This is a genomic window from Pseudomonas costantinii (genome assembly GCF_001870435.1).
Classification (GTDB): Bacteria; Pseudomonadota; Gammaproteobacteria; order Pseudomonadales; family Pseudomonadaceae; genus Aquipseudomonas; species Aquipseudomonas costantinii.
The window spans coordinates 17,817-37,660 of sequence record NZ_MDDR01000004.1; the positions used below are offsets into that span (position 1 = coordinate 17,817).

Annotated in this window: 17 protein-coding genes and 1 riboswitch; of the genes, 12 read left to right on the forward strand and 5 right to left on the reverse strand. The window is 60.6% G+C overall.

Annotation, left to right across the window (positions count from 1 at the left end; genetic code table 11):
• Positions 1-41 precede the first annotated feature (41 nt).
• From BFL40_RS01505 to BFL40_RS01515, 3 genes are all read right to left on the reverse strand, one after another.
• Positions 42-854 carry an aldo/keto reductase gene (locus tag BFL40_RS01505; protein ID WP_071482747.1) on the reverse strand — a complete coding sequence of 271 codons (813 nt, stop codon included), beginning with the start codon at positions 852-854 and terminating at the stop codon, positions 42-44.
• Entirely contained in the window at positions 851-2,026 is a 1,176-nt protein-coding gene (locus tag BFL40_RS01510) for an NAD(P)/FAD-dependent oxidoreductase (RefSeq protein ID WP_071482748.1), read from the reverse strand. Before BFL40_RS01510 ends, BFL40_RS01505 begins: the two co-directional genes overlap by 4 nt.
• A gap of 120 nt (positions 2,027-2,146) precedes the next feature.
• The gene (locus BFL40_RS01515) at positions 2,147-2,482 is read right to left on the reverse strand and encodes a DMT family transporter (protein ID WP_071482749.1); all 336 of its coding nucleotides are present in this window, start codon (positions 2,480-2,482) and stop codon (positions 2,147-2,149) included.
• A 104-nt stretch (positions 2,483-2,586) separates the two neighbouring features.
• Between BFL40_RS01515 and BFL40_RS01520 the strand changes: the two genes are divergently transcribed.
• A complete protein-coding gene (locus BFL40_RS01520) occupies positions 2,587-3,477 on the forward strand; it encodes a LysR family transcriptional regulator (RefSeq protein WP_071482750.1) in 891 nt (296 codons plus the stop codon).
• Positions 3,478-3,500: 23 nt separating this feature from the next.
• Complete coding sequence (gene waaA, locus BFL40_RS01525) at positions 3,501-4,778, forward strand: lipid IV(A) 3-deoxy-D-manno-octulosonic acid transferase (RefSeq protein WP_071482751.1); 1,278 nt, start codon at positions 3,501-3,503, stop codon at positions 4,776-4,778.
• Positions 4,779-4,871: 93 nt separating this feature from the next.
• On the opposite strand, the gene BFL40_RS01530 is transcribed toward waaA, so the two are convergent.
• On the reverse strand, positions 4,872-6,311 hold the full coding sequence (locus tag BFL40_RS01530) for a TolC family outer membrane protein (RefSeq protein WP_071482752.1): 1,440 nt from the start codon (positions 6,309-6,311) through the stop codon (positions 4,872-4,874).
• A gap of 195 nt (positions 6,312-6,506) precedes the next feature.
• Positions 6,507-6,612, forward strand: a riboswitch (TPP riboswitch).
• Positions 6,613-6,760: 148 nt separating this feature from the next.
• On the opposite strand from BFL40_RS01530, the gene thiC reads away from it, so the two are divergent.
• Both thiC and cytX read left to right on the forward strand, forming a co-directional pair.
• Positions 6,761-8,650, forward strand: coding sequence for a phosphomethylpyrimidine synthase ThiC (gene thiC / locus BFL40_RS01535; RefSeq protein ID WP_071482753.1), 1,890 nt, complete (start codon positions 6,761-6,763; stop codon positions 8,648-8,650).
• A gap of 135 nt (positions 8,651-8,785) precedes the next feature.
• The gene (gene cytX, locus BFL40_RS01540; protein ID WP_071482754.1) at positions 8,786-10,075 is read left to right on the forward strand and encodes a putative hydroxymethylpyrimidine transporter CytX; all 1,290 of its coding nucleotides are present in this window, start codon (positions 8,786-8,788) and stop codon (positions 10,073-10,075) included.
• Here cytX and BFL40_RS01545 read toward each other — a convergent pair.
• Complete coding sequence (locus BFL40_RS01545; protein ID WP_071482755.1) at positions 10,044-10,790, reverse strand: RsiV family protein; 747 nt, start codon at positions 10,788-10,790, stop codon at positions 10,044-10,046. The genes cytX and BFL40_RS01545 overlap by 32 nt on opposite strands.
• Positions 10,791-10,982: 192 nt before the next feature.
• Here BFL40_RS01545 and BFL40_RS01550 point away from each other — a divergent pair, with 192 nt between their 5' ends.
• From BFL40_RS01550 to BFL40_RS01585, 8 genes are all read left to right on the forward strand, one after another.
• The gene (locus tag BFL40_RS01550) at positions 10,983-11,600 is read left to right on the forward strand and encodes an NUDIX domain-containing protein (RefSeq protein WP_071482756.1); all 618 of its coding nucleotides are present in this window, start codon (positions 10,983-10,985) and stop codon (positions 11,598-11,600) included.
• Positions 11,591-12,040: a DUF1249 domain-containing protein gene (locus BFL40_RS01555; protein ID WP_071482757.1), complete on the forward strand. Its 450-nt coding sequence runs from the start codon at positions 11,591-11,593 to the stop codon at positions 12,038-12,040. Before BFL40_RS01550 ends, BFL40_RS01555 begins: the two co-directional genes overlap by 10 nt.
• A gap of 95 nt (positions 12,041-12,135) precedes the next feature.
• A complete protein-coding gene (cpdA, locus tag BFL40_RS01560) occupies positions 12,136-12,951 on the forward strand; it encodes a 3',5'-cyclic-AMP phosphodiesterase (RefSeq protein ID WP_071482758.1) in 816 nt (271 codons plus the stop codon).
• Positions 12,952-13,000: 49 nt separating this feature from the next.
• Positions 13,001-13,609, forward strand: coding sequence for a YqiA/YcfP family alpha/beta fold hydrolase (locus BFL40_RS01565; protein WP_071482759.1), 609 nt, complete (start codon positions 13,001-13,003; stop codon positions 13,607-13,609).
• 45 nt (positions 13,610-13,654) lie between these two features.
• Positions 13,655-15,559, forward strand: a complete 1,905-nt coding sequence (parE, locus tag BFL40_RS01570; RefSeq protein ID WP_071482760.1) for a DNA topoisomerase IV subunit B — start codon at positions 13,655-13,657, stop codon at positions 15,557-15,559.
• A complete protein-coding gene (locus tag BFL40_RS01575; RefSeq protein WP_071482761.1) occupies positions 15,559-16,554 on the forward strand; it encodes an esterase-like activity of phytase family protein in 996 nt (331 codons plus the stop codon). Before parE ends, BFL40_RS01575 begins: the two co-directional genes overlap by 1 nt.
• A gap of 73 nt (positions 16,555-16,627) precedes the next feature.
• Positions 16,628-18,892, forward strand: coding sequence for a DNA topoisomerase IV subunit A (gene parC / locus BFL40_RS01580; RefSeq protein WP_071482762.1), 2,265 nt, complete (start codon positions 16,628-16,630; stop codon positions 18,890-18,892).
• Between the two features lie 176 nt (positions 18,893-19,068).
• The gene (locus tag BFL40_RS01585) at positions 19,069-19,776 is read left to right on the forward strand and encodes a PqiC family protein (RefSeq protein WP_074851671.1); all 708 of its coding nucleotides are present in this window, start codon (positions 19,069-19,071) and stop codon (positions 19,774-19,776) included.
• The last annotated feature ends 68 nt before the right edge of the window (positions 19,777-19,844 follow it).

Sequence of the window (19,844 nt, forward strand, 5' to 3'; positions counted from 1 at the left end):
GTCGGCTCCTTCTTGCGACGGGGTCGGCCGCGTCGGCGGCATCAGAGTTGACGAATGACCTGTGCAGCGGTCGCCACGTTATGGGCCAGGTGCAGCGGATTAATGGTCCCGACAATAGCACTGGCGACGCCCGTTTGCGCAAACAACAGCATGAAACTGGCATGAATTGGATCCATTCCAGGCTCAAGGCAAACGTGGCCGCTGGCCAGGGCCTTTTTCACCAGGATGCCTTTGCCGTGGGCCGCCGCATAATCAATGACGGCTTTCTCGGCCTGCTCGTTCAGATTGTAGGTGACCATCGCGCAATCGCCCTGCTCCAGAGCCTTCACGCCGCCTTCGACGGTTTTGCCGGAGAAGCCGAAACCGCGGATCTTGCCCTCTTTTTTCAGGTCCGCCAGGGTCTGGTAAACCTCGCAATCGTTGAGGATGTGCAAGTCATTGCCATCGGAATGCACCAGTACCAAGTCGATGAAATCCGTTTCAAGGCGTTTCAAGCTGCGTTCGATCGACATCCGGGTATGGGCCGCGCTGAAATCGTGATGGGACACGCCATCGGCAAACTCTTCGCCAACCTTGCTGACAATCACCCAGTCCTTACGTTGGCCACGTAACAACGGCCCCAGGCGTTCTTCACTGCGGCCATAAGCCGGGGCGGTGTCGATCAGGTTGATGCCCAACTGTTGGGCCTGGCGCAATAACATGCGCGCTTCGTCATCATCGGGAATCTGGAAGCCGTTGGGGTATTTCACCCCTTGGTCGCGGCCCAGCTTGACGGTGCCCAAGCCCAGTGGCGACACCAGCAGGCCGGTGCTGCCCAGGGGGCGATGCAGGTCGTGAAGGGTTGGCAGGCTCACGGCAACAGTTGCTCCCAGGCAGGTTGGCCAAGGGCCGGTTTTGGCAGGGCGGGCAGGGCTTCGGTGACGTTTGGGCGGATGCCATCACGTTCCAGGGCGTTGAGTACCCGATCAGCGAAGTCCGGCGCCAGGGCCAGTTTGGTCGGCCAGCCCACCAGCAGGCGGCCCTGTTCGGCGAGGAAGGCATTGTCGGGGCGGGTCAGGCCCGATTGCAGCGGCTCGGCGCGGTCGACGCGCAGGGTTGCCCACTGGGTCTGGCTCATGTCGATCCACGGCAGCAGTTGTGCCAGCTCTTTTTGTGCGGTGGCAATCTGTTCTTCAGGTGTGCGTGCCACGCCATCCGCCTCGGCGATATCGCCGCCCATGTACCACACCCAATTGCCATCCGCTGCCGGGTGGGTAGTGACGGTGATGCGCGGCTTGGTGCCGCCGCCCAGGCAATGGGCGTACAGCGGTTTCAGGCCTGGGCCTTTGGCGATGATCATGTGCAGCGGGCGTTTTTGCATGGCCGGCTGGCTGAGACCCAAGGCACTCAGCACATCCGCCGTGCCGCCACCGGCGCTCAACACGATGCGCTGGGCACGGATCTCGCGGTCATCGACCTTCAAGCCCACCAGTGTGTCGCCTTCCAGCAGCGGTTCGATGTGCTGCCCGGCTAGCAAGCCGTTACCGGCCAATTGTGCCAGGCGCTCGATCAGGCTCGGCACATCGACCACCAATTCCGCCAGGCGATAGACCTTGCCCTTGAAGCGGCGGTCTTGCAGGGCCGCAGGCAACTCATCGCCCTTGACCTGATCGACGCGGCCACGCACGGCCTTGCTGGCGAAGAAGCTGGTGAGATTGCCGGCGATCGTGCCGGGGGACCACAGGTAATGGGCTTCGGAGAGTAAGCGCACGCCGGACAAATCCAGTTCTCCGTTACCCGCCAGCGCTTCACGCCAACGGCGCGGCATATCGGCAATGGCTTCGGAGGCGCCGGTGAGGGCGCCGTGCAAGGCGTATTTCGCACCGCCGTGAATGATCCCCTGGGACTTCACGCTTTGCCCGCCACCCAAGGTGGCGCTTTCCACAACCACCGTGGAAAACCCCTGGCTGCGCAGGCGCGCATTGAGCCAGAGGCCGGCAACTCCGGCGCCGACAATCAGAACGTCGGTGGAAATAACGGATGGCATGGGCGACCTCACTTCAAAACAAGGCGCCAAGTATACATTCTCAAGCCATGCACACCGTAGGCGCTGTCGAGCTTTAGCGAGGCTGCGAATTTCGGATTCGCTTGAGTCTCAAGCGAACAATCAGTGCCCGGCGGTTTTCGAGAACAGCTGAATCACCACGACGCCCAACACAATCAGGCCCATCCCCATCATCGCCGGGACATCGAGTTTCTGTCCGTAGATAAACAGCGCCGCGACGCTGACCAACACGATCCCCATCCCAGCCCACACCGCGTAGGCCACGCCCACCGGCACAGTGCGCACCACCAGGGTCAACATCCAGAACGCCACGCCATAACCGACGATCACCAGCAGCAGTGGGATCGGCGTGCTGAAGCCCTTGATGGCTTTCATGGAAACAGTCGCAATCACTTCCGAGCAAATGGCAATGGCCAGGTAAACGTAGGCGGCATTCATGGGGTAATCCTCGGTATGTGGCGTGCTTGAATAATGTCGACATTCTAACGCTCAAGAAGATGGGGTAAAGTCATTACCTATCCGAATTAAAGATGGGTTGAGCCATGAGCGTGCAATGGAACCTGGAACAGATGCGCCTGTTTGTCAGCGTTGCCGAACAGCGTTCGTTTTCGGCGGTGGCGCGCGACCAGCGCAAAGCGCAATCGGCGGTGAGCAACGCGATTGCGCTGCTGGAGGCGGACTTGGGGCTGAGCCTGTTTGAGCGTAGCAGCGGCCGCCAGCCGAAATTGACCGAGGCCGGCAGCGTATTGCTAGAGGAAGCGCGCGAGGTGTTGCGCCAATGTGAGCGGCTCAACGGTCGGGCGTTGTCACTGACGCGCGGTGAGGAGGCCTGTCTGCGTCTGGCACAGGACGAGGCCATGCTGTTCAAGCCGGTGCTCGACAGCCTGGAGGCCCTGGCCGGGCAATACCCACATTTGGAAGTGCAACTGTCCAGCGCTGCCCAGGGGGATGTGGCGCGCAAGTTGGTGGAGCGCAAGGCGGACCTGGGCCTGTTGTTCTATCACGATCAAATCCCCGAGGCGCTTGAGCGGCGGGTGGTGGGCAGCGTGGAAATGGTCACGGTGTGCGGTGTGAATCATCCACTGGCCAAGGAAAAGTACGTGACGTGCCAGCAACTGGCGCAGTTTCGCCAGTTACTGATGTCGACCCAGACCAGCGTCTACCCCGGCAGTGAAGCCGCCAGCCCACTGGTATGGCGCGCCGACAGTTTCTACGTGTTGGCCGAATGGATGATGAGTGGCTTGGGCTGGGCCTGGTTGCCGAGGCACATCGTGCAGTACCCGACGTATCAACAACAAATGGTTGAACTGGATAGCGAATGGACGCCGCCCGCTCTGGTGGTGGAGCTGGTCTGGCGCCGCGACGAGCACCTCGGCCCCGCTGCGCGCTTCCTGGCTGAACGATTTGCCGAGTGCTTGCAGGCGATCGACTGAAAAAGCCGATAAACTCCGCCGCCATGAATAGAACTCTCTACAGCTGTCTGTTTTACCTGGCGCTGCCGTTGGTGGCTTTACGTCTGTGGCTGCGCGCGCGCAAAGCGCCGGCCTACGCCAAGCGTGTCGGTGAGCGCTTTTCCTATGGCCTGCCGCAGATGCAGCCGGGCGGGATCTGGGTGCATGCCGTGTCGGTGGGCGAAAGCATCGCTGCCGCGCCAATGGTGCGCGGGCTGCTTGAGCGTCATCCCACGCTGCCGATCACCGTTACCTGCATGACGCCTACCGGTTCGGAGCGCATCCAGGCGCTGTTCGCTAATGAGCCGCGCATTCAGCACTGCTATTTGCCTTATGACTTGCCCTGCGCCGCCAAGCGTTTCCTGGACCGGGTTCAGCCCAAGCTGGCCGTGATCATGGAAACCGAGTTGTGGCCCAATCACATCCACGCCTGCGCCCAGCGCGGTATTCCGGTGGCGCTGGCCAATGCACGACTGTCGGCGCGTTCGGCCAAAGGCTACGCACGCTTTGCCAAGCTCACGGCGCCGATGCTGTCGCAAATGAGCCTGTTCGCGGTGCAGACGCAAACCGAAGCCCAGCGCTTTCTGAGCCTGGGCGCTCGCCCGGAAACCGTCGAAGTCACCGGTTCGATCAAGTTCGACTTGACCATCGACCCGCAGTTGCCGGTGCGCGCCGAGGCCTTGCGTGATCAATGGGGTGCCAGCGAACGCCCGGTGTGGATCGCCGCCAGTACGCACGAAGGCGAGGACGAGGTGGTGCTTGCGGCTCATCGCCAACTGCTCGCCAGCTATCCCAACGCGCTGCTGATTTTGGTGCCGCGCCATCAGGAACGTTTCGGCCCGATGTTTGAGCTGTGTGGGCAACAAGGGTTTGCCACGGTACGCCGTTCCAGCGGCGAACCCGTTACCGCGCAAACCTCGGTATTGCTCGGCGACACCATGGGCGAGTTGTTGTTTCTCTATGCGTTGGCCGACAGCGCCTTCGTCGGCGGTAGTTTGGTGGCGACTGGCGGTCACAACCCGCTTGAGCCGGCGGCGCTTGGCAAGCCTGTAATCATGGGCCCGCATGTGTTCAACTTCCTCGAAATCACCGCGATGATGCGCGACGCGGGTGCATTGCGAGAGGTCGATGATGCCGAAGGATTGGCCGAGGCAGTACGACAGCTGTTCGAGCTGCCGCAGGATGCACGCAAGATGGCGCAGGCGGGGCTTGGGGTGATGCAGGCCAATCAGGGTGCCTTGAAGCGCTTGCTGGATGGTTTGGACCGCTTGATTACCTTGTAGGAGCTGGCTTGCCAGCGATGCAGACACCTCGGTACTTCTGATACACCAAGGTGATGCTATCGCCAGCAAGCCGGCTCCTACAGGGGACTGCTATCAATAACCTGGGCGAGCTTTGAGCTGTTCGGCGGCGGCTTTGGCAAGGTCCGGTGGCAGGAAGTCTTTATCCGGGTTGTAGTCAGCCTTGAGATAGCGCGTCAGATCCTGCAAATCCCCTGGGTTGAGCGTGCCCGCAGCCTGCTTCAACCGCAGGTTGTCGAGGATGTAGTCGTAGCGGCTGTTGTTGTAGTTGCGCACCGACGAGTAGAGCTGGCGCTGCGAGTCCAGCACGTCGACGATGTTGCGCGTACCCACTTGATAACCGATTTCCGTGGCTTCCACTGCGCTCTGGTTGGAGATGATCGACTGGCGGCGGGCCTGTACCTGTTCTACATCGGTGTTCACCGCGCGGTGCAGGTTGCGTGTGTTTTCCACCACCTGGCGGCGCAGGCCTTCACGTTGCTGCTCGGTCTGGTCAAGACGCGAGTAAGACTCTCGCACTTGCGAACTGGTGAGGCCGCCGCTGTAGATCGGGATGCTCAGGCGCAGGCCAATGGTGCGCTGGGACACGTCGCCACCGTACGGCACGGGCAGTTGGTTCGGGTTGCTGAAGCCTAGCGCGTCGTTGTCACCCTTTTCGTATTGCGCAACCGCGTCGAGGGTCGGCGCATGGCCGGCCTTGCGCTGTTTCAGGGTTTCTTCGGCGGCGGTCACCGCGTAGTTGCTGGCGAGCAGGTTCAGGTTCTGGCGGCCGGCGGTTTCGACCCAGGCTTTGGCGTCATTCGGCGCCGGTGGCAGCACCGGTAGCGTGTGGACGATGCCCTGGATCGAGTTGTACTGGCGATTGGTCAGGGTGATCAGCGCTTCAAAGGCGTCGTCCACCTGACGCTGCGCGACGATGCGGTTGGCGCGGGCGGTGTCGTAGCTGGCCTGGGATTGCAACACGTCAGTCTTGTCCGACAGGCCCACATCAAAGCGTTCGTTGGACTGGTCGAGTTGGCGCTTGAAGGCGTTTTCTTCAGCCTTGGTCGAGGCCAGGTTGTCCTGGGCGCGCAGCACGGCGAAGTAATTCTCGGCGCTTTGCAGGATCAGGTTCTGTTCGGTGGCCGAGAGTTGCAGCGAGGCCTGCTCGTTGACGGCTTCTGCGGCTTGCAGCTGGAACCAGCGATCTGCGCGAAACAGCGGTTGGCTCAAGGTCGCACGCCAAGAGTGGGCATCGCGGTTGGCCGTAGCGCCCGGCTGGTAGATTTGGGTGCGCACGTTATTGCTGTCGGCGCCGGCCGACAAATTCGGCAGCAGCCCGGCGCGGGCCTGGGGTACCACTTCTTTTTGCGCACCGTATTGGGCGCGCGCGGCGGCCAGGTCGGAGTTATTGTTCACCGCTTCCTGGTAGACGCTGACCAGGTCGGTTTTGGCGGACAAGGGCGCTTCAGCTGCCCAGACCATTCCGTTGGTCGCACAAGACACGGCGAGAGCCAGTGAGAGTTTGCGCAGCATGAGGCGATCCCTAGAGTGAATATTACGACAATAATTTAGTGCCCAAGGCTAAGACTGGCCGCTCCTGGCGTCAAGCATTGAGGCAGCACCCGAGTGTAGTGGCGAGATCGCGGCACAACAATCCTGCAATCACGCCATTCATCACGCTGAATGCGTAGCTCATTGGCAATTTGCCCGCGCCGGTCTAGACTGGCCGCGTTCTTGTCGGGGTGCCTTGTTGGAAGGCTGAGATCGGTAAATACCGGATCCCGTTGAACCTGATCAGGTTAGCGCCTGCGTAGGGAACAAGATTTCTCGTCCCCCGGCGAGTCCTCTTGTGCTTCGTCCGGGATGTTGTTCGACCATCGAACAACCCTCGTGTACCAGGCACAGCACTGTTATCAGTGCGTCCATCCGTCACAGGTTCGCTCCGACAAAAATCCACCGCCTGGATAGTTGGAGAGCCCGTGATGAGTACAAAACTAAAAAATACCGTGCACTTGAGTGAATCGGCCAAAGTCGACTCCGGCTCTGTGCAGCCGTTTACCCGCTCGCAAAAAATCTACGTTCAGGGTACTCGCCCGGACATCCTTGTGCCGATGCGCGAAGTCAGCCTGGACGTGACCCCCACCGATTTCGGCGGTGAAATCAACGCGCCCGTGGTGGTTTATGACACCTCCGGCCCGTACACCGACCCCAACGTGATCATCGATGTGCGCAAAGGCCTGGGCGATGTGCGTTCGCCGTGGATCGAAGTGCGTGGCGACACCGAGCGCCTGCCTGGCCTGAGCTCGCATTTCGGCCAACAGCGCTTGAGCGATGCCGAGCTGACCGCGCTGCGCTTCGCCCACGTGAAGAACCCGCGCCGCGCCAAAGCCGGGGCCAACGTCACCCAGATGCACTACGCGCGCAAAGGCATCATCACCGCCGAGATGGAGTACGTCGCCATCCGCGAAAACATGAAGCTCGAAGAGGCCCGCGCCACCGGCCTGCTCGACCAGCAGCACGCCGGCCACAGCTTCGGTGCCAGCGTGCCAAAAATCATCACCCCGGAATTTGTGCGCGAAGAAATCGCCCGTGGCCGCGCGATCATCCCGGCCAACATCAACCACACTGAATTGGAACCGATGATCATCGGCCGTAACTTCCTGGTGAAGATCAACGGCAACATCGGCAACAGCGCCCTGGGTTCGTCCATCGAAGAAGAAGTGGCGAAACTGACCTGGGGCATTCGTTGGGGTTCGGACACCGTGATGGACTTGTCCACCGGTAAACACATCCATGAAACCCGCGAGTGGATCATCCGCAACTCGCCGGTGCCGATCGGTACCGTGCCGATCTACCAAGCCCTGGAAAAAGTTGGCGGTGCCGCTGAGGACCTGACCTGGGAGTTGTTCCGCGACACCCTGATCGAACAGGCCGAGCAGGGCGTCGACTACTTCACCATCCACGCCGGCGTGCTGCTGCGCTATGTGCCGCTGACCGCCAAGCGTGTCACTGGTATCGTTTCCCGTGGCGGCTCGATCATGGCCAAGTGGTGCCTGGCGCACCACAAAGAGAACTTCACCTACACGCATTTCGATGAAATCTGCGAAATCATGAAGGCCTATGACGTCAGCTTCTCCCTCGGTGATGGCCTGCGTCCGGGCTCGATTGCCGACGCCAACGACGCCGCGCAATTCGGTGAGTTGGAAACCCTTGGCGAGCTGACCAAGACCGCCTGGAAGCACGACGTGCAAACCATGATCGAAGGCCCTGGCCACGTGCCGATGCAGTTGATCAAAGAGAACATGGACAAGCAGCTGGAATGCTGCGACGAAGCGCCGTTCTACACCCTCGGCCCGCTGACCACCGACATTGCGCCGGGCTACGACCACATCACGTCTGGCATCGGTGCTGCGATGATCGGCTGGTTCGGTTGCGCCATGCTCTGCTACGTCACGCCCAAGGAACACCTGGGCTTGCCGAACAAGGATGACGTGAAGACCGGGATCATCACCTACAAGATCGCGGCCCACGCAGCTGACCTCGCCAAAGGCCACCCCGGTGCGCAGATTCGCGATAACGCCTTGAGCAAGGCGCGCTTCGAATTCCGTTGGGAAGACCAGTTCAACCTCGGCCTGGACCCGGACACCGCGCGCTCGTACCACGATGAAACCCTGCCGAAGGACTCGGCCAAGGTCGCGCATTTCTGCTCGATGTGCGGGCCGAAGTTCTGCTCGATGAAAATCACCCAGGAAGTGCGTGAGTACGCCGCCAACCAGCGCATTGAAGCGGTGGATGTCGATGTGGCCAAGGGCTTGGCGGAGCAGGCGGAGCGGTTCAAGCAGGAAGGTAGTCAGCTTTACAAAAAGGTCTAGCACCGATGATCGTTCCCACGCTCTGCGTGGGAATGCATCCCGTGACGCTGTGCGTCACAAAGGCGGACGCAGAGCGTCCAAAGCGGCATTCCCACGCAGAGCGTGGGAACGATCAGCCCCTCAGAGATAACACCCTTGAGTATCCAACCGAGTACTTACTCTCCTGACATAGCAGTGCCGAGCGACAAACGTGTCTTCGGCGCCCGCGACCTGTTCTCCCTATGGTTCTCCCTCGGCATCGGCCTGATGGTCCTGCAAACGGGGGCATTGCTCGCGCCAGGCCTGGGCTTGTCCGGCTCATTGCTGGCCATTTTCCTTGGCACCTTGGTGGGCGTGTTGTTGCTGGCCGCCGTCGGCGTGATCGGCAGCGAAACCGGCCTGTCCGCCATGGCCGCCCTCAAACTCAGCCTCGGCGCCAAAGGCGCGAGCTTGCCGGCGTTGCTGAACCTGCTGCAGCTGATCGGCTGGGGTTCGTTTGAAATCATCGTGATGCGCGATGCCGCCAGCTTGCTCGGCACCCGTGCTTTCAGCGAAGGCAGCCTGTTGGCCAGTCCATTGCTGTGGACGCTGTTTTTCGGTGGTTTGGCGACGTTGCTTGCCGTCAGCGGTCCGCTGACGTTTGTACGGAAAATCCTGCGCAAATGGGGCATCTGGCTGCTGCTCGCCGCCTGCCTGTGGCTGACCTGGAACCTGTTCGCCAAAGCCGACCTTGCCGCGCTCTGGGCCAAGTCCGGTGACGGCTCGATGCCATTTGCGGTGGGTTTTGATATCGCCATCGCGATGCCGCTGTCGTGGCTGCCGCTGATTGCTGATTACTCACGTTTCGGCAAGCGCGCGAAAAGCGTGTTCGGCGGCACCGCGCTGGGCTTCTTTATCGGTAATTTCTGGCTGATGAGCCTGGGCGTGGCCTACACCCTGGCGTTTGCCCCCAGCGGTGAGGTGAATGCGCTATTGCTGGCACTGGCCGGTGCAGGCCTGGGGATTCCGCTGCTGCTGATCCTGTTGGACGAGTCGGAAAACGCCTTTGCCGATATTCACTCGGCGGCGGTGTCCAGCGGGATTCTGTTGCGCTTGAAGGTCGAGCACCTGGCCTTGGCCATCGGTGTGATTTGCACCCTGATCGCCTGCTTTGCACCGTTGGCGCAGTACCAGAACTTTCTGTTGCTGATCGGCTCGGTGTTTGCGCCCCTGTTCGGCGTGGTGTTGGTGGATCACTTCATCCTGCGCCGCCGTGGCCAGGGCGTAATCGCCAACCTGCATTGGCCGGCGTTGGTGGCGTGGTTAGGCGGCATCGCCACCTATCACCTGCTGGCCAACGTGTATCCGGACGTTGGCGCGACCCTGCCGGCACTGGTGCTGGCAGGGTTGTTGCAATTCATCCTGGGCCGGGCCTTCAGTGGCGCGCGGGCACCAGCTCAGGCTTGAGCACGCCAGTGAGGCGCGCATAGGGGATGGTCATTTCGATCAGCCCCAATGCGTAAGGGGCAATGGTGGCCACATTGTACTTGAGCACCACGCCGCCGCTGGTCAGGGCAATGTTCGGGGTCTTCTGGAACGGCCAGTTCTTCACGAACTCCGGGTCGCGGTCCATCTGCGAGTTAATCAGCCAGCTGTTGTGGGTAACTTTCGCGGTGTTCCAGAACGCCTGCTCCTGGCCCGGCAGTAGCATGTCGGTCAGGCTCAGTTCCTTGTGCAACAGGCGCGAATAGTTGATGAAACCACGGCCGGGCTCGCCGTGGGCGGCACCGGTATCCAGATAACTCGACACTTCAACGATCACCAGTCCGTCATGCTGCTCACGTACCTTGGCTTGCAAGTACATGCTGTTACGGTCGGGTGACTCACGCAGGAACTTGTCGCGGTAGGCGTTCAGGGTCGCCGGCACGCTGGCGCCGGGCGTGGTGCGGGTCATTTGCAGCAGGCGTTGTTCCACCAGGGTGTCCAGTTGTGGCTCGCTGGGGAAGTGCACGGTATCGATATTTACCAGCGGGCAGTCAGGGCTGTCGCAGCCGGGCTTGATCTGTTCCGAGGCGTCGGGCTTTGTGTCCAACGGCTTGAGATAGCTGGGCTGGAACAGGCTCTGGCAAGCACCCAGAGTCAAGGCAATACAGGCCACGGAGGCGATTTTTAAAAGCGACATGTGCGTCCTTCGGAAATCGATGGAGAGCGAAAAGAGTAGCGCTTGGACTGCCAACAAGGCAGTCAGTTCGCCACTAAGCTGATTAGAGTGAGTTTGACGCCCGCCGCCTATCCCGGCAACCGGAAAGGGGCTGCACCGGGGGCAGGAGCGCGTTAGGATGGCGCGAATTGCACCTGTACAACGAGGAAAGATATGACGGACATTGCGAAATCGACGCCGAACAAAATCGAGATTGTTCAGCGCGACAATGCCTACCAGGGCTTCTACAAGCTTGATCGCGTGCAACTGCGCCACGAAAAATTCGATGGCGGCATGAGCCGGTTGATCAATCGCGAAGTCTTCGTTCGTCATGACGCGGTGTGCGTGTTGCCCTACGATCCGCAGCGCGATGAAGTGGTGTTGATCGAGCAGTTCCGCGTTGGCGCCATGGGGCGTACCGACAACCCCTGGCTGGTGGAAATGGTCGCAGGTCTGATCGACAAGGATGAAGAGCCGGAGGAGGTTGCGCACCGCGAAGCCGAGGAGGAAGCTGGACTGACGTTCTCCGCGTTGTGGCCGATCACCCAGTATTTCCCATCGCCCGGCGGCAGTACTGAATTGGTGCACTTGTATCTGGGGCGTTGCGACAGCTCGGGGGCAGGAGGTGTCCATGGACTGGAAGAAGAGGCAGAAGATATCCGCGTTACTCGCTGGGCGTTCGAAGATGCCCTGCAGGCGGTGCGTGACGGCAAAATTTCCAACGCAGCCAGCATTATCGCCCTGCAATGGCTTGCGCTTAACCGCGCGGAAGTGAGGGGGTTATGGCAGTAAAGGCACGGGAACGTTATCGAGTCGACCTGATCGGGCTGCAAGCCGCCTGCGAAGCCAACTATGCGCGGCTGATGCGCCTGCTCCCCGACATGCGCCGCACCCCCGAGGCGCGGCGTATTGCCGTGACCCATGGCGATCAGATGCTCGGCGTGCTGACCCTTGAAGTCATCGTGAACTGCCCATACACCACCACCCTGCGCGTGCGCCAGGAACACAGCCTGCCGTGGCTGCCGGTGCCGCAACTGGAGGTTCAGGTGTATCACGACGCACGGATGGCCGAGGTGATCAGCGCCGAACATGCGCGGCGCTTTCGCAGCATCTATCCTTACCCGAATGTGTTCATGCACCAGCCCGATGAGAAAGCACAACTCAATGTGTTCCTCGGTGAATGGTTGAGCCACTGCCTGGCCTTGGGCCATGAATTCGAAGTCGTGCGGTAGATGTGAACTGCGTCTGCTTCCTGGGTTTCCTCTTTGTTTCTGCCCCAGCATAATCGTGTCAAACGTCCATTCCTGTGATTGCTTGGGAGACCACCTTGCCCCGCGTATCCACCGTGAGCCCTGATGCGCCGGCGATGCTGGTGCAGTTGTCCGACAGCCACCTGTTTGCCGAGGGCGACACCACGCTGCTAGGCATGAACACCCGCGAAAGCCTGAAACGGGTGATCGAACGGGTGCGCGAGCAGCAGCCGCAGATAGATTTGCTGCTGGCCACGGGGGACCTGTCTCAGGACGGTACGCTTGAGTCCTACCAACAATTTCGCGATATGACCGGGACCCTTTCTGCCCCGGCCCGCTGGATCCCTGGTAACCACGACGAGCCGCAGATCATGGCCCGCGCCGCCGTGCACAGCGATTTGCTGGAGCCGGTAGTCGACATCGGCAACTGGCGCGTGACCCTGCTGGACTCCGCCGTACCGGGCTCGGTGCCGGGTTATCTGCAAGACCAGCAACTGCAATTGCTCGCCCAAGCCCTGAGCGAAGCGCCGAGTCGGCACCATCTGGTGTGCTTTCATCACCACCCGGTGTCCATCGGTTGCGCGTGGATGGAGCCCATCGGCTTGCGTAACCCTGAAGCCTTGTTTGCCGTGCTGGACCGCTTCCCGCAGGTCAAGGCGCTGCTCTGGGGCCATGTGCATCAGGAGATAGACCTCGAACGTAATGGCGTGCGCCTGTTGGCCTCACCGTCCACCTGCATCCAGTTCACACCGGGCAGCGAGGACTTCGACGTCAGCGAGCAGGCGCCTGGGTATCGCTGGCTACGGTTGCATGCCGACGGACGGTTGGAGACCGGGGTAGAGCGGTTGGTCGGCTTCGAGTTTACGGTGGACTACGGTAGCAACGGTTACTGAGATTTACCTGTAAACTGCGCCTCTTTGGCTGATGCACGGAGAGCCCGGCATGTCTGCTTCGATCTTGTATATCCACGGTTTCAACAGCGCGCCGGCGTCCAACAAAGCCAGCCAACTGATCACCGTGATGGACAATCTCGGCCTGGCCGACCAATTGCGTGTTCCGGCCCTGCATCACCATCCCCGTCAGGCAATTCCTCAATTGGAGGAGGCCATTGCGCAACTGGGGCGGCCGCTGCTGGTCGGCAGCTCACTCGGCGGCTACTATGCAACCCATCTTGCCGAACGCCATGGCCTCAAGGCGCTGCTGGTCAACCCGGCGGTCAGCCCCCATCGGATGTTCGACGGTTACCTGGGCACCCAGAAGAACCTCTACACCGATGAAACCTGGGAACTGACCCGCGACCACGTCACGGCCCTGGCCGAGCTGGAAGTCCCGGCGCCCCAGGATGCCGCGCGTTATCAGGTGTGGTTGCAGACCGGGGATGAAACACTGGATTATCGCCTCGCCCAACAGTATTACCGGGCCTGTGCCTTGCGCATCCAGGCCGGTGGCGACCATGGTTACCAGGGGTTCGCCCAGCAACTGCCGGCGATGTTGAGCTTTGCCGGTATTGGCCCTGATCAGTATCAATCCTTCGATTTTTCTTCACTGTAAGAATCGAAGGCCACTTTTTAATCGAACGACTCACGACGAGACCCCATGGCCACTCCCAGCGCTAGCTCTTATAACGCCGACGCCATCGAAGTCCTCTCGGGCCTCGACCCGGTGCGCAAACGCCCCGGCATGTACACCGACACCAGTCGGCCGAACCACCTTGCCCAGGAAGTCATCGACAACAGTGTCGACGAAGCCTTGGCCGGGCACGCCAAGTCGGTACAAGTCATCCTCCACGCTGACCACTCCCTGGAAGTGTCCGACGATGGTCGCGGCATGCCGGTGGACATTCACCCGGAAGAGGGTGTGTCGGGCGTCGAGCTGATCCTCACCAAGCTGCACGCCGGCGGTAAGTTTTCCAACAAGAACTACCAGTTCTCCGGCGGCTTGCACGGCGTGGGTATTTCGGTGGTCAACGCCCTGTCGAATCATGTTCGGGTCAAGGTCAAGCGCGACGGCAACGAGTACCAGATGACCTTCGCCGATGGCTACAAAGCCACCGACCTGGAAGTGATCGGCACCGTTGGCAAGCGCAATACCGGTACCAGCGTGTACTTCGCGCCGGACCCGAAATATTTCGATTCGCCAAAATTCTCCATCAGCCGCCTCAAGCATGTGCTCAAGGCCAAGGCCGTGTTGTGCCCGGGCCTGCTGGTCAGCTTTGAGGACAAAGGCACTGGTGAAAAGGTCGAGTGGCACTACGAAGATGGCTTGCGCTCCTATCTGGAAGACTCCGTCAGCGACTTCGAACGCCTGCCCAACGAGCCGTTCTGCGGCAGCCTGGCCGGTAATAAAGAAGCGGTCGATTGGGCGCTGCTGTGGTTGCCGGAAGGTGGCGACAGCGTGCAGGAAAGCTACGTCAACCTGATCCCTACTGCCCAGGGTGGCACCCACGTCAACGGTTTGCGCCAGGGTTTGCTGGATGCCATGCGCGAATTCTGCGAATACCGCAGCCTGTTGCCGCGGGGCGTGAAGCTGGCACCGGAAGACGTGTGGGAGCGCATCGCGTTCGTGCTGTCGATGAAAATGCAGGAGCCGCAATTCTCCGGCCAGACCAAAGAGCGTCTGTCGTCCCGCGAAGCGGCGGCGTTTGTCTCCGGTGTGGTCAAGGATGCCTTCAGCCTGTGGCTCAACGAGCACCCGGAGCTGGGCCTGGCCCTGGCCGAACTGGCGATCAACAACGCCGGCCGTCGCCTCAAAGCCAGCAAGAAGGTCGAACGCAAGCGTATTACCGCGGGCCCGGCACTGCCGGGCAAGCTGGCCGATTGCGCCGGGCAAGACCCGATGCGCTCCGAGTTATTCCTGGTGGAAGGTGATTCCGCAGGCGGTTCCGCCAAGCAAGCGCGGGACAAGGAGTTCCAGGCGATCCTGCCGTTGCGCGGCAAGATCCTCAACACGTGGGAAGTTGATGGCAGCGAAGTCCTGGCCAGCCAGGAAGTGCACAACATTGCCGTGGCCATCGGTGTCGACCCGGGCGCGGCGGACATCAGCCAATTACGCTATGGCAAGATCTGCATCCTCGCCGACGCCGACTCCGACGGTCTGCACATTGCAACGCTGCTTTGTGCGCTGTTCGTGCAGCACTTCCGCCCGCTGGTGGATGCCGGTCATGTCTACGTCGCCATGCCGCCGCTGTACCGCATCGATCTGGGCAAAGAGATTTTCTACGCCCTGGACGAAGCCGAGCGCGATGGCATTCTCGATCGCCTGGTGGCCGAGAAGAAGCGCGGCAAGCCACAGGTCACGCGATTTAAAGGCCTGGGTGAAATGAACCCGCCGCAATTGCGCGAAACCACCATGGACCCGAATACCCGACGCCTGGTGCAGTTGACCCTGGAAGACTACGCCGCCACGTCGGAAATGATGGACATGTTGCTGGCGAAAAAGCGTGCGCCGGATCGCAAGTCGTGGCTGGAATCCAAAGGCAACCTGGCCGAGGTTTTGGGCTAATGCGCACAGGCTTCGCCCTGGCGATCCTGATGTTGAGCGGGTTGGTGGCTACCCAAGTGGTTGCCGCGCCCGTGGCTGAACTCAAGCTGGTGTCCGAACACCCGGTGGACGGCATGCGCGGCGGTAATCTGTCGGGCCTTGCCTTGTGCGGCAAGGCGTTGTGGACAGTTTCCGACCGCGATGACGACCAGATTTATCGCCTGGATATCAGCGCGCCGACCTGGAAGGCCGAAACGGTGAAGATCGACGTGCCTCCCGTGCCCGAGTCTGGTTTGCCTTGGGGTTTGCGTTCGCGCACCAAGGCGGCTTCGTTCATTCGCGGTGGTGATCTGGACTTTGAAGGCATCAGCTGTGATGCCGCCGGCAACCGCTATATTGTCAGCGAGGCTCACGCGGCGGTGCTGCAAGTGCCGGTGGCTGGTGCGCCCGAGTGGTTGAAAATTGCCCCGGGCATGGTGCGTGAAGCGCGTGCCAGTGGCCTGTTGCTGCACTTCAATACCTTGTTTGAAGGCCTGGCGGTAAATCCTGAAGGCAATCAGATTTGGTTGGCTGCCGAGCGTGAGCGGCGCGGTTTAATCTCTATCAAGCGCCCGCAAAGGCTGTGGGATTGCGATGGGCCGTGTGTGTTGTTGAGCGAGGCCGGCCAAGAAATGCAGCCGGCGCAGTTCACTAACGCCAAGGCTGTGTCCAAGGATTTTTCTGACTTGTCGCTGTTCAACGGCAAACTCTTTACCTTGGAGCGCAGTGCGTTCCAGATTTGTCGGCGCGATGCAGTCACAGCCAAAGTTGAGCTGTGCTGGTCGTTTGCCGACGAGACGCTGACGCCGAACCGGCGTTACGCACAGTCTTATGGCTTGGCTGAAGCCCTGGTGGTGGATGCCGACGGTGCCTGGTTGGGCATCGACAATAACTTCGGTCCCCGCGCCGATGGTGAAAAACGCCCTATGGTTTATCGTTTCGCCGCTCCTGCCGGTGGCTGGGGCGCCCAGCCATGAACCTGCACTTTTTTGAATTGATTCAGCGCAGCGGCAGTTCCGTTGCGCCTTACCCAACAATGATGAGGCCCGCATGAGTGACATCCTTGCAGACAGCTTAGATGGCGTAGAACGCCGGTCGCTGGCTGACTTCACCGAAAATGCCTACCTCAACTACTCCATGTACGTGATCATGGACCGTGCCTTGCCGCATATCGGCGACGGCCTGAAGCCCGTGCAACGGCGCATCATCTACGCCATGAGTGAGTTGGGCCTGGATGCCGATTCCAAGCACAAGAAATCGGCGCGTACCGTTGGTGACGTGCTCGGTAAGTTCCACCCCCACGGTGATTCGGCCTGCTATGAAGCCATGGTGCTGATGGCCCAGCCGTTCAGCTACCGCTACACGTTGGTGGACGGCCAGGGTAACTGGGGTGCGCCGGATGATCCCAAGTCCTTCGCCGCCATGCGTTACACCGAAGCACGCTTGTCGCGTTATTCGGAAGTACTGCTGAGCGAACTGGGTCAGGGCACTGCAGATTGGGGCCCGAACTTTGACGGCACCCTCGACGAGCCGCTGGTATTGCCGGCGCGCTTGCCGAATATCCTGCTCAATGGCACCACCGGTATTGCGGTCGGCATGGCCACCGACGTTCCGCCGCATAACCTGCGCGAAGTCGCCACGGCCTGCGTGCGTTTGTTGGATGAACCGAAAGCCACGGTCGAGCAGCTCTGCGAGCATATCCAGGGCCCGGACTACCCGACCGAAGCAGAAATCATCACGCCGCGCGCCGATCTGTTGAAGATGTACGAAACCGGCAAGGGCTCGGTGCGTATGCGCGCCGTTTATCACATCGAAGACGGCGACATTATTGTTACCGCGCTGCCGCACCAAGTGTCCGGCGCCAAGGTACTGGAACAGATTGCTGCGCTGATGCAGGCCAAGCCATCGAAACTGCCGCAGGTCGCCGACCTGCGTGACGAGTCCGACCACGAAAACCCCTGCCGTATTGTGATTATCCCGACCAATAGCCGGGTCGATCATGAAGTGCTGATGCAGCATCTGTTTGCCAGCACCGACCTTGAGTCCAGCTACCGGGTCAACGTCAACATCATCGGCCTGGACGGCAAGCCGCAGCTGAAAAACCTGCGCAACCTGTTGGTCGAGTGGCTGGAGTTCCGGGTTAATACCGTGCGCCGCCGCCTGCAATTCCGTCTGGATAAGGTCGAGCGCCGCCTGCACCTGTTGGACGGCTTGCTGATTGCCTATCTCAACCTGGACGAAGTGATCCACATCATCCGTACCGCTGAGCACCCGAAAGCCGAGTTGATCGCGCGTTTCGAACTGAGCGAGATCCAGGCTGACTACATCCTCGACACCCGTTTGCGTCAGTTGGCACGGTTGGAAGAAATGAAGCTGCGCGATGAGCAAGATGCGCTGCTTAAGGAGCAAGCCAAGCTGCAAGCGTTGTTGGGCAGCGAGGCCAAGCTCAAGAAGCTGGTGCGCAGCGAGTTGATCAAAGACGCTGAAACCTATGGTGACGACCGTCGCTCGCCAATTGTCGAGCGTGCTGAAGCCAAGGCTCTGACAGAAACTGAGCTGCTGCCAAACGAGAAAATCACCGTCGTTCTGTCGGAAAAGGGTTGGGTTCGTTCCGCCAAGGGGCATGATATTGATGCCACCGGTTTGTCTTATAAGGCTGGCGACGGGTTCAAGACCGCTGCGGCCGGGCGTTCCAACCAGTTTGCGGTATTTATCGACTCCACCGGGCGTAGTTACTCGGTGCCGGCCCACACCTTGCCTTCCGCGCGGGGGCAGGGTGAGCCGCTGACCGGTCGTCTTACGCCGCCACCGGGGGCGAATTTCGAGTGCGTGCTGCTGCCGGACGACGATTCGCTGTATGTGATCGCTTCCGATGCGGGTTACGGTTTTGTGGTCAAGGGTGAAGACCTGCAGGCCAAGAACAAGGCGGGCAAGGCGCTGTTGAGTCTGCCGAACAACGCGAAGGTAATCCTGCCGCGCCCGGTGGATGATCGTGAGAGCAACTGGCTGGCCTCGGTGACCACCGAAGGGCGTTTGCTGGTGTTCAAGATCAGCGACCTGCCGCAGTTGGGCAAAGGCAAGGGCAACAAGATTATCGGGATTCCCGGGGAGCGTGTGGCCAGTCGCGAAGAGTACGTGACCGACATCGCCGTGGTCCCCGAAGGCGCAACCCTGGTGCTTCAGGCCGGCAAGCGAACATTGTCGCTACGCCCTGACGACCTTGAACACTACAAGGGTGAGCGCGGCCGACGCGGCAACAAACTGCCACGGGGCTTCCAGCGAGTGGATGCTTTGTTGGTGGAAACGCCTGTTTAAGGCTTATTAGAGCCCTCGATCTACGATTTAACACGTAGATCGACGCTTTGACGCTGGAGTCGTGGCGCATATTCACGGATGATATGGCCTTTCCAGCGCCGGCGTGGCCGAGCGTGTTTAGGTTATTTTTAGTATTACATTGTGGTTTGCCTGGTGGCAGCCACCTGGATGGGATGATGACTGCTCCACGCCTTCCTTTAATTTTGATGCTCGCTGGCCTTTTGGGGCTGGCGGGTTGCAGCACGCACCAACCGGTGTCGTTGTACCAGCTGGACAGCGGAAGTCCGGCTCAACCGGCACAAACTGCCGGCATGGCCGTATTGCTTGGTCCGGTAGTCGTTGCTGATTACCTGCAACGCGAAACCCTGCTGCAACGTCAGAACGACGGCAGCCTGCAAGGTTCCGTCGATGGTCGTTGGGCGGGCAGTTTGTCGTCCGATATCAACCAACTGATGTTGCGCCAAGTCGCGGGTCAACTGGACAGCCAGCGTGTGGTGCTCGCACCTGCGCCCACCGGCTTTACCCCGGATGTGCAGGTGTTGCTGACCATTACCCGACTCGATTCGGGCATTTCGCAGCCGGCGATCCTGGATGCGCAATGGCGCTTGATCGATCGTCGTGGCCAGGTGCGCGATAACCGCATCGTGCACCTTCAGGAAGAGCACGCGGGCACCACCGCGTCCCAGGTCCAGGCCCAGGGCGTGTTGTTGCAGCATTTGGCGCAGCAGTTATCGGTAGCGCTGAAGCCACTGGCCAACCAGCCGCCAATTGCTGAAGCGCCGCGCAAGCAAGCGCCAGTGCAGGCTAAACCGGCAGCCCCGGAAAAGCCGAAGATGCCGATGGCAGTGCCAATTCGTACGGATATGGAAGTGTTCAGGTTCTGATCTGAATCGCTGACAAATAAAAAGGCCCGCTGAGTAAGCGGGCCTTTTTGTTGTACGCATTTTAACTG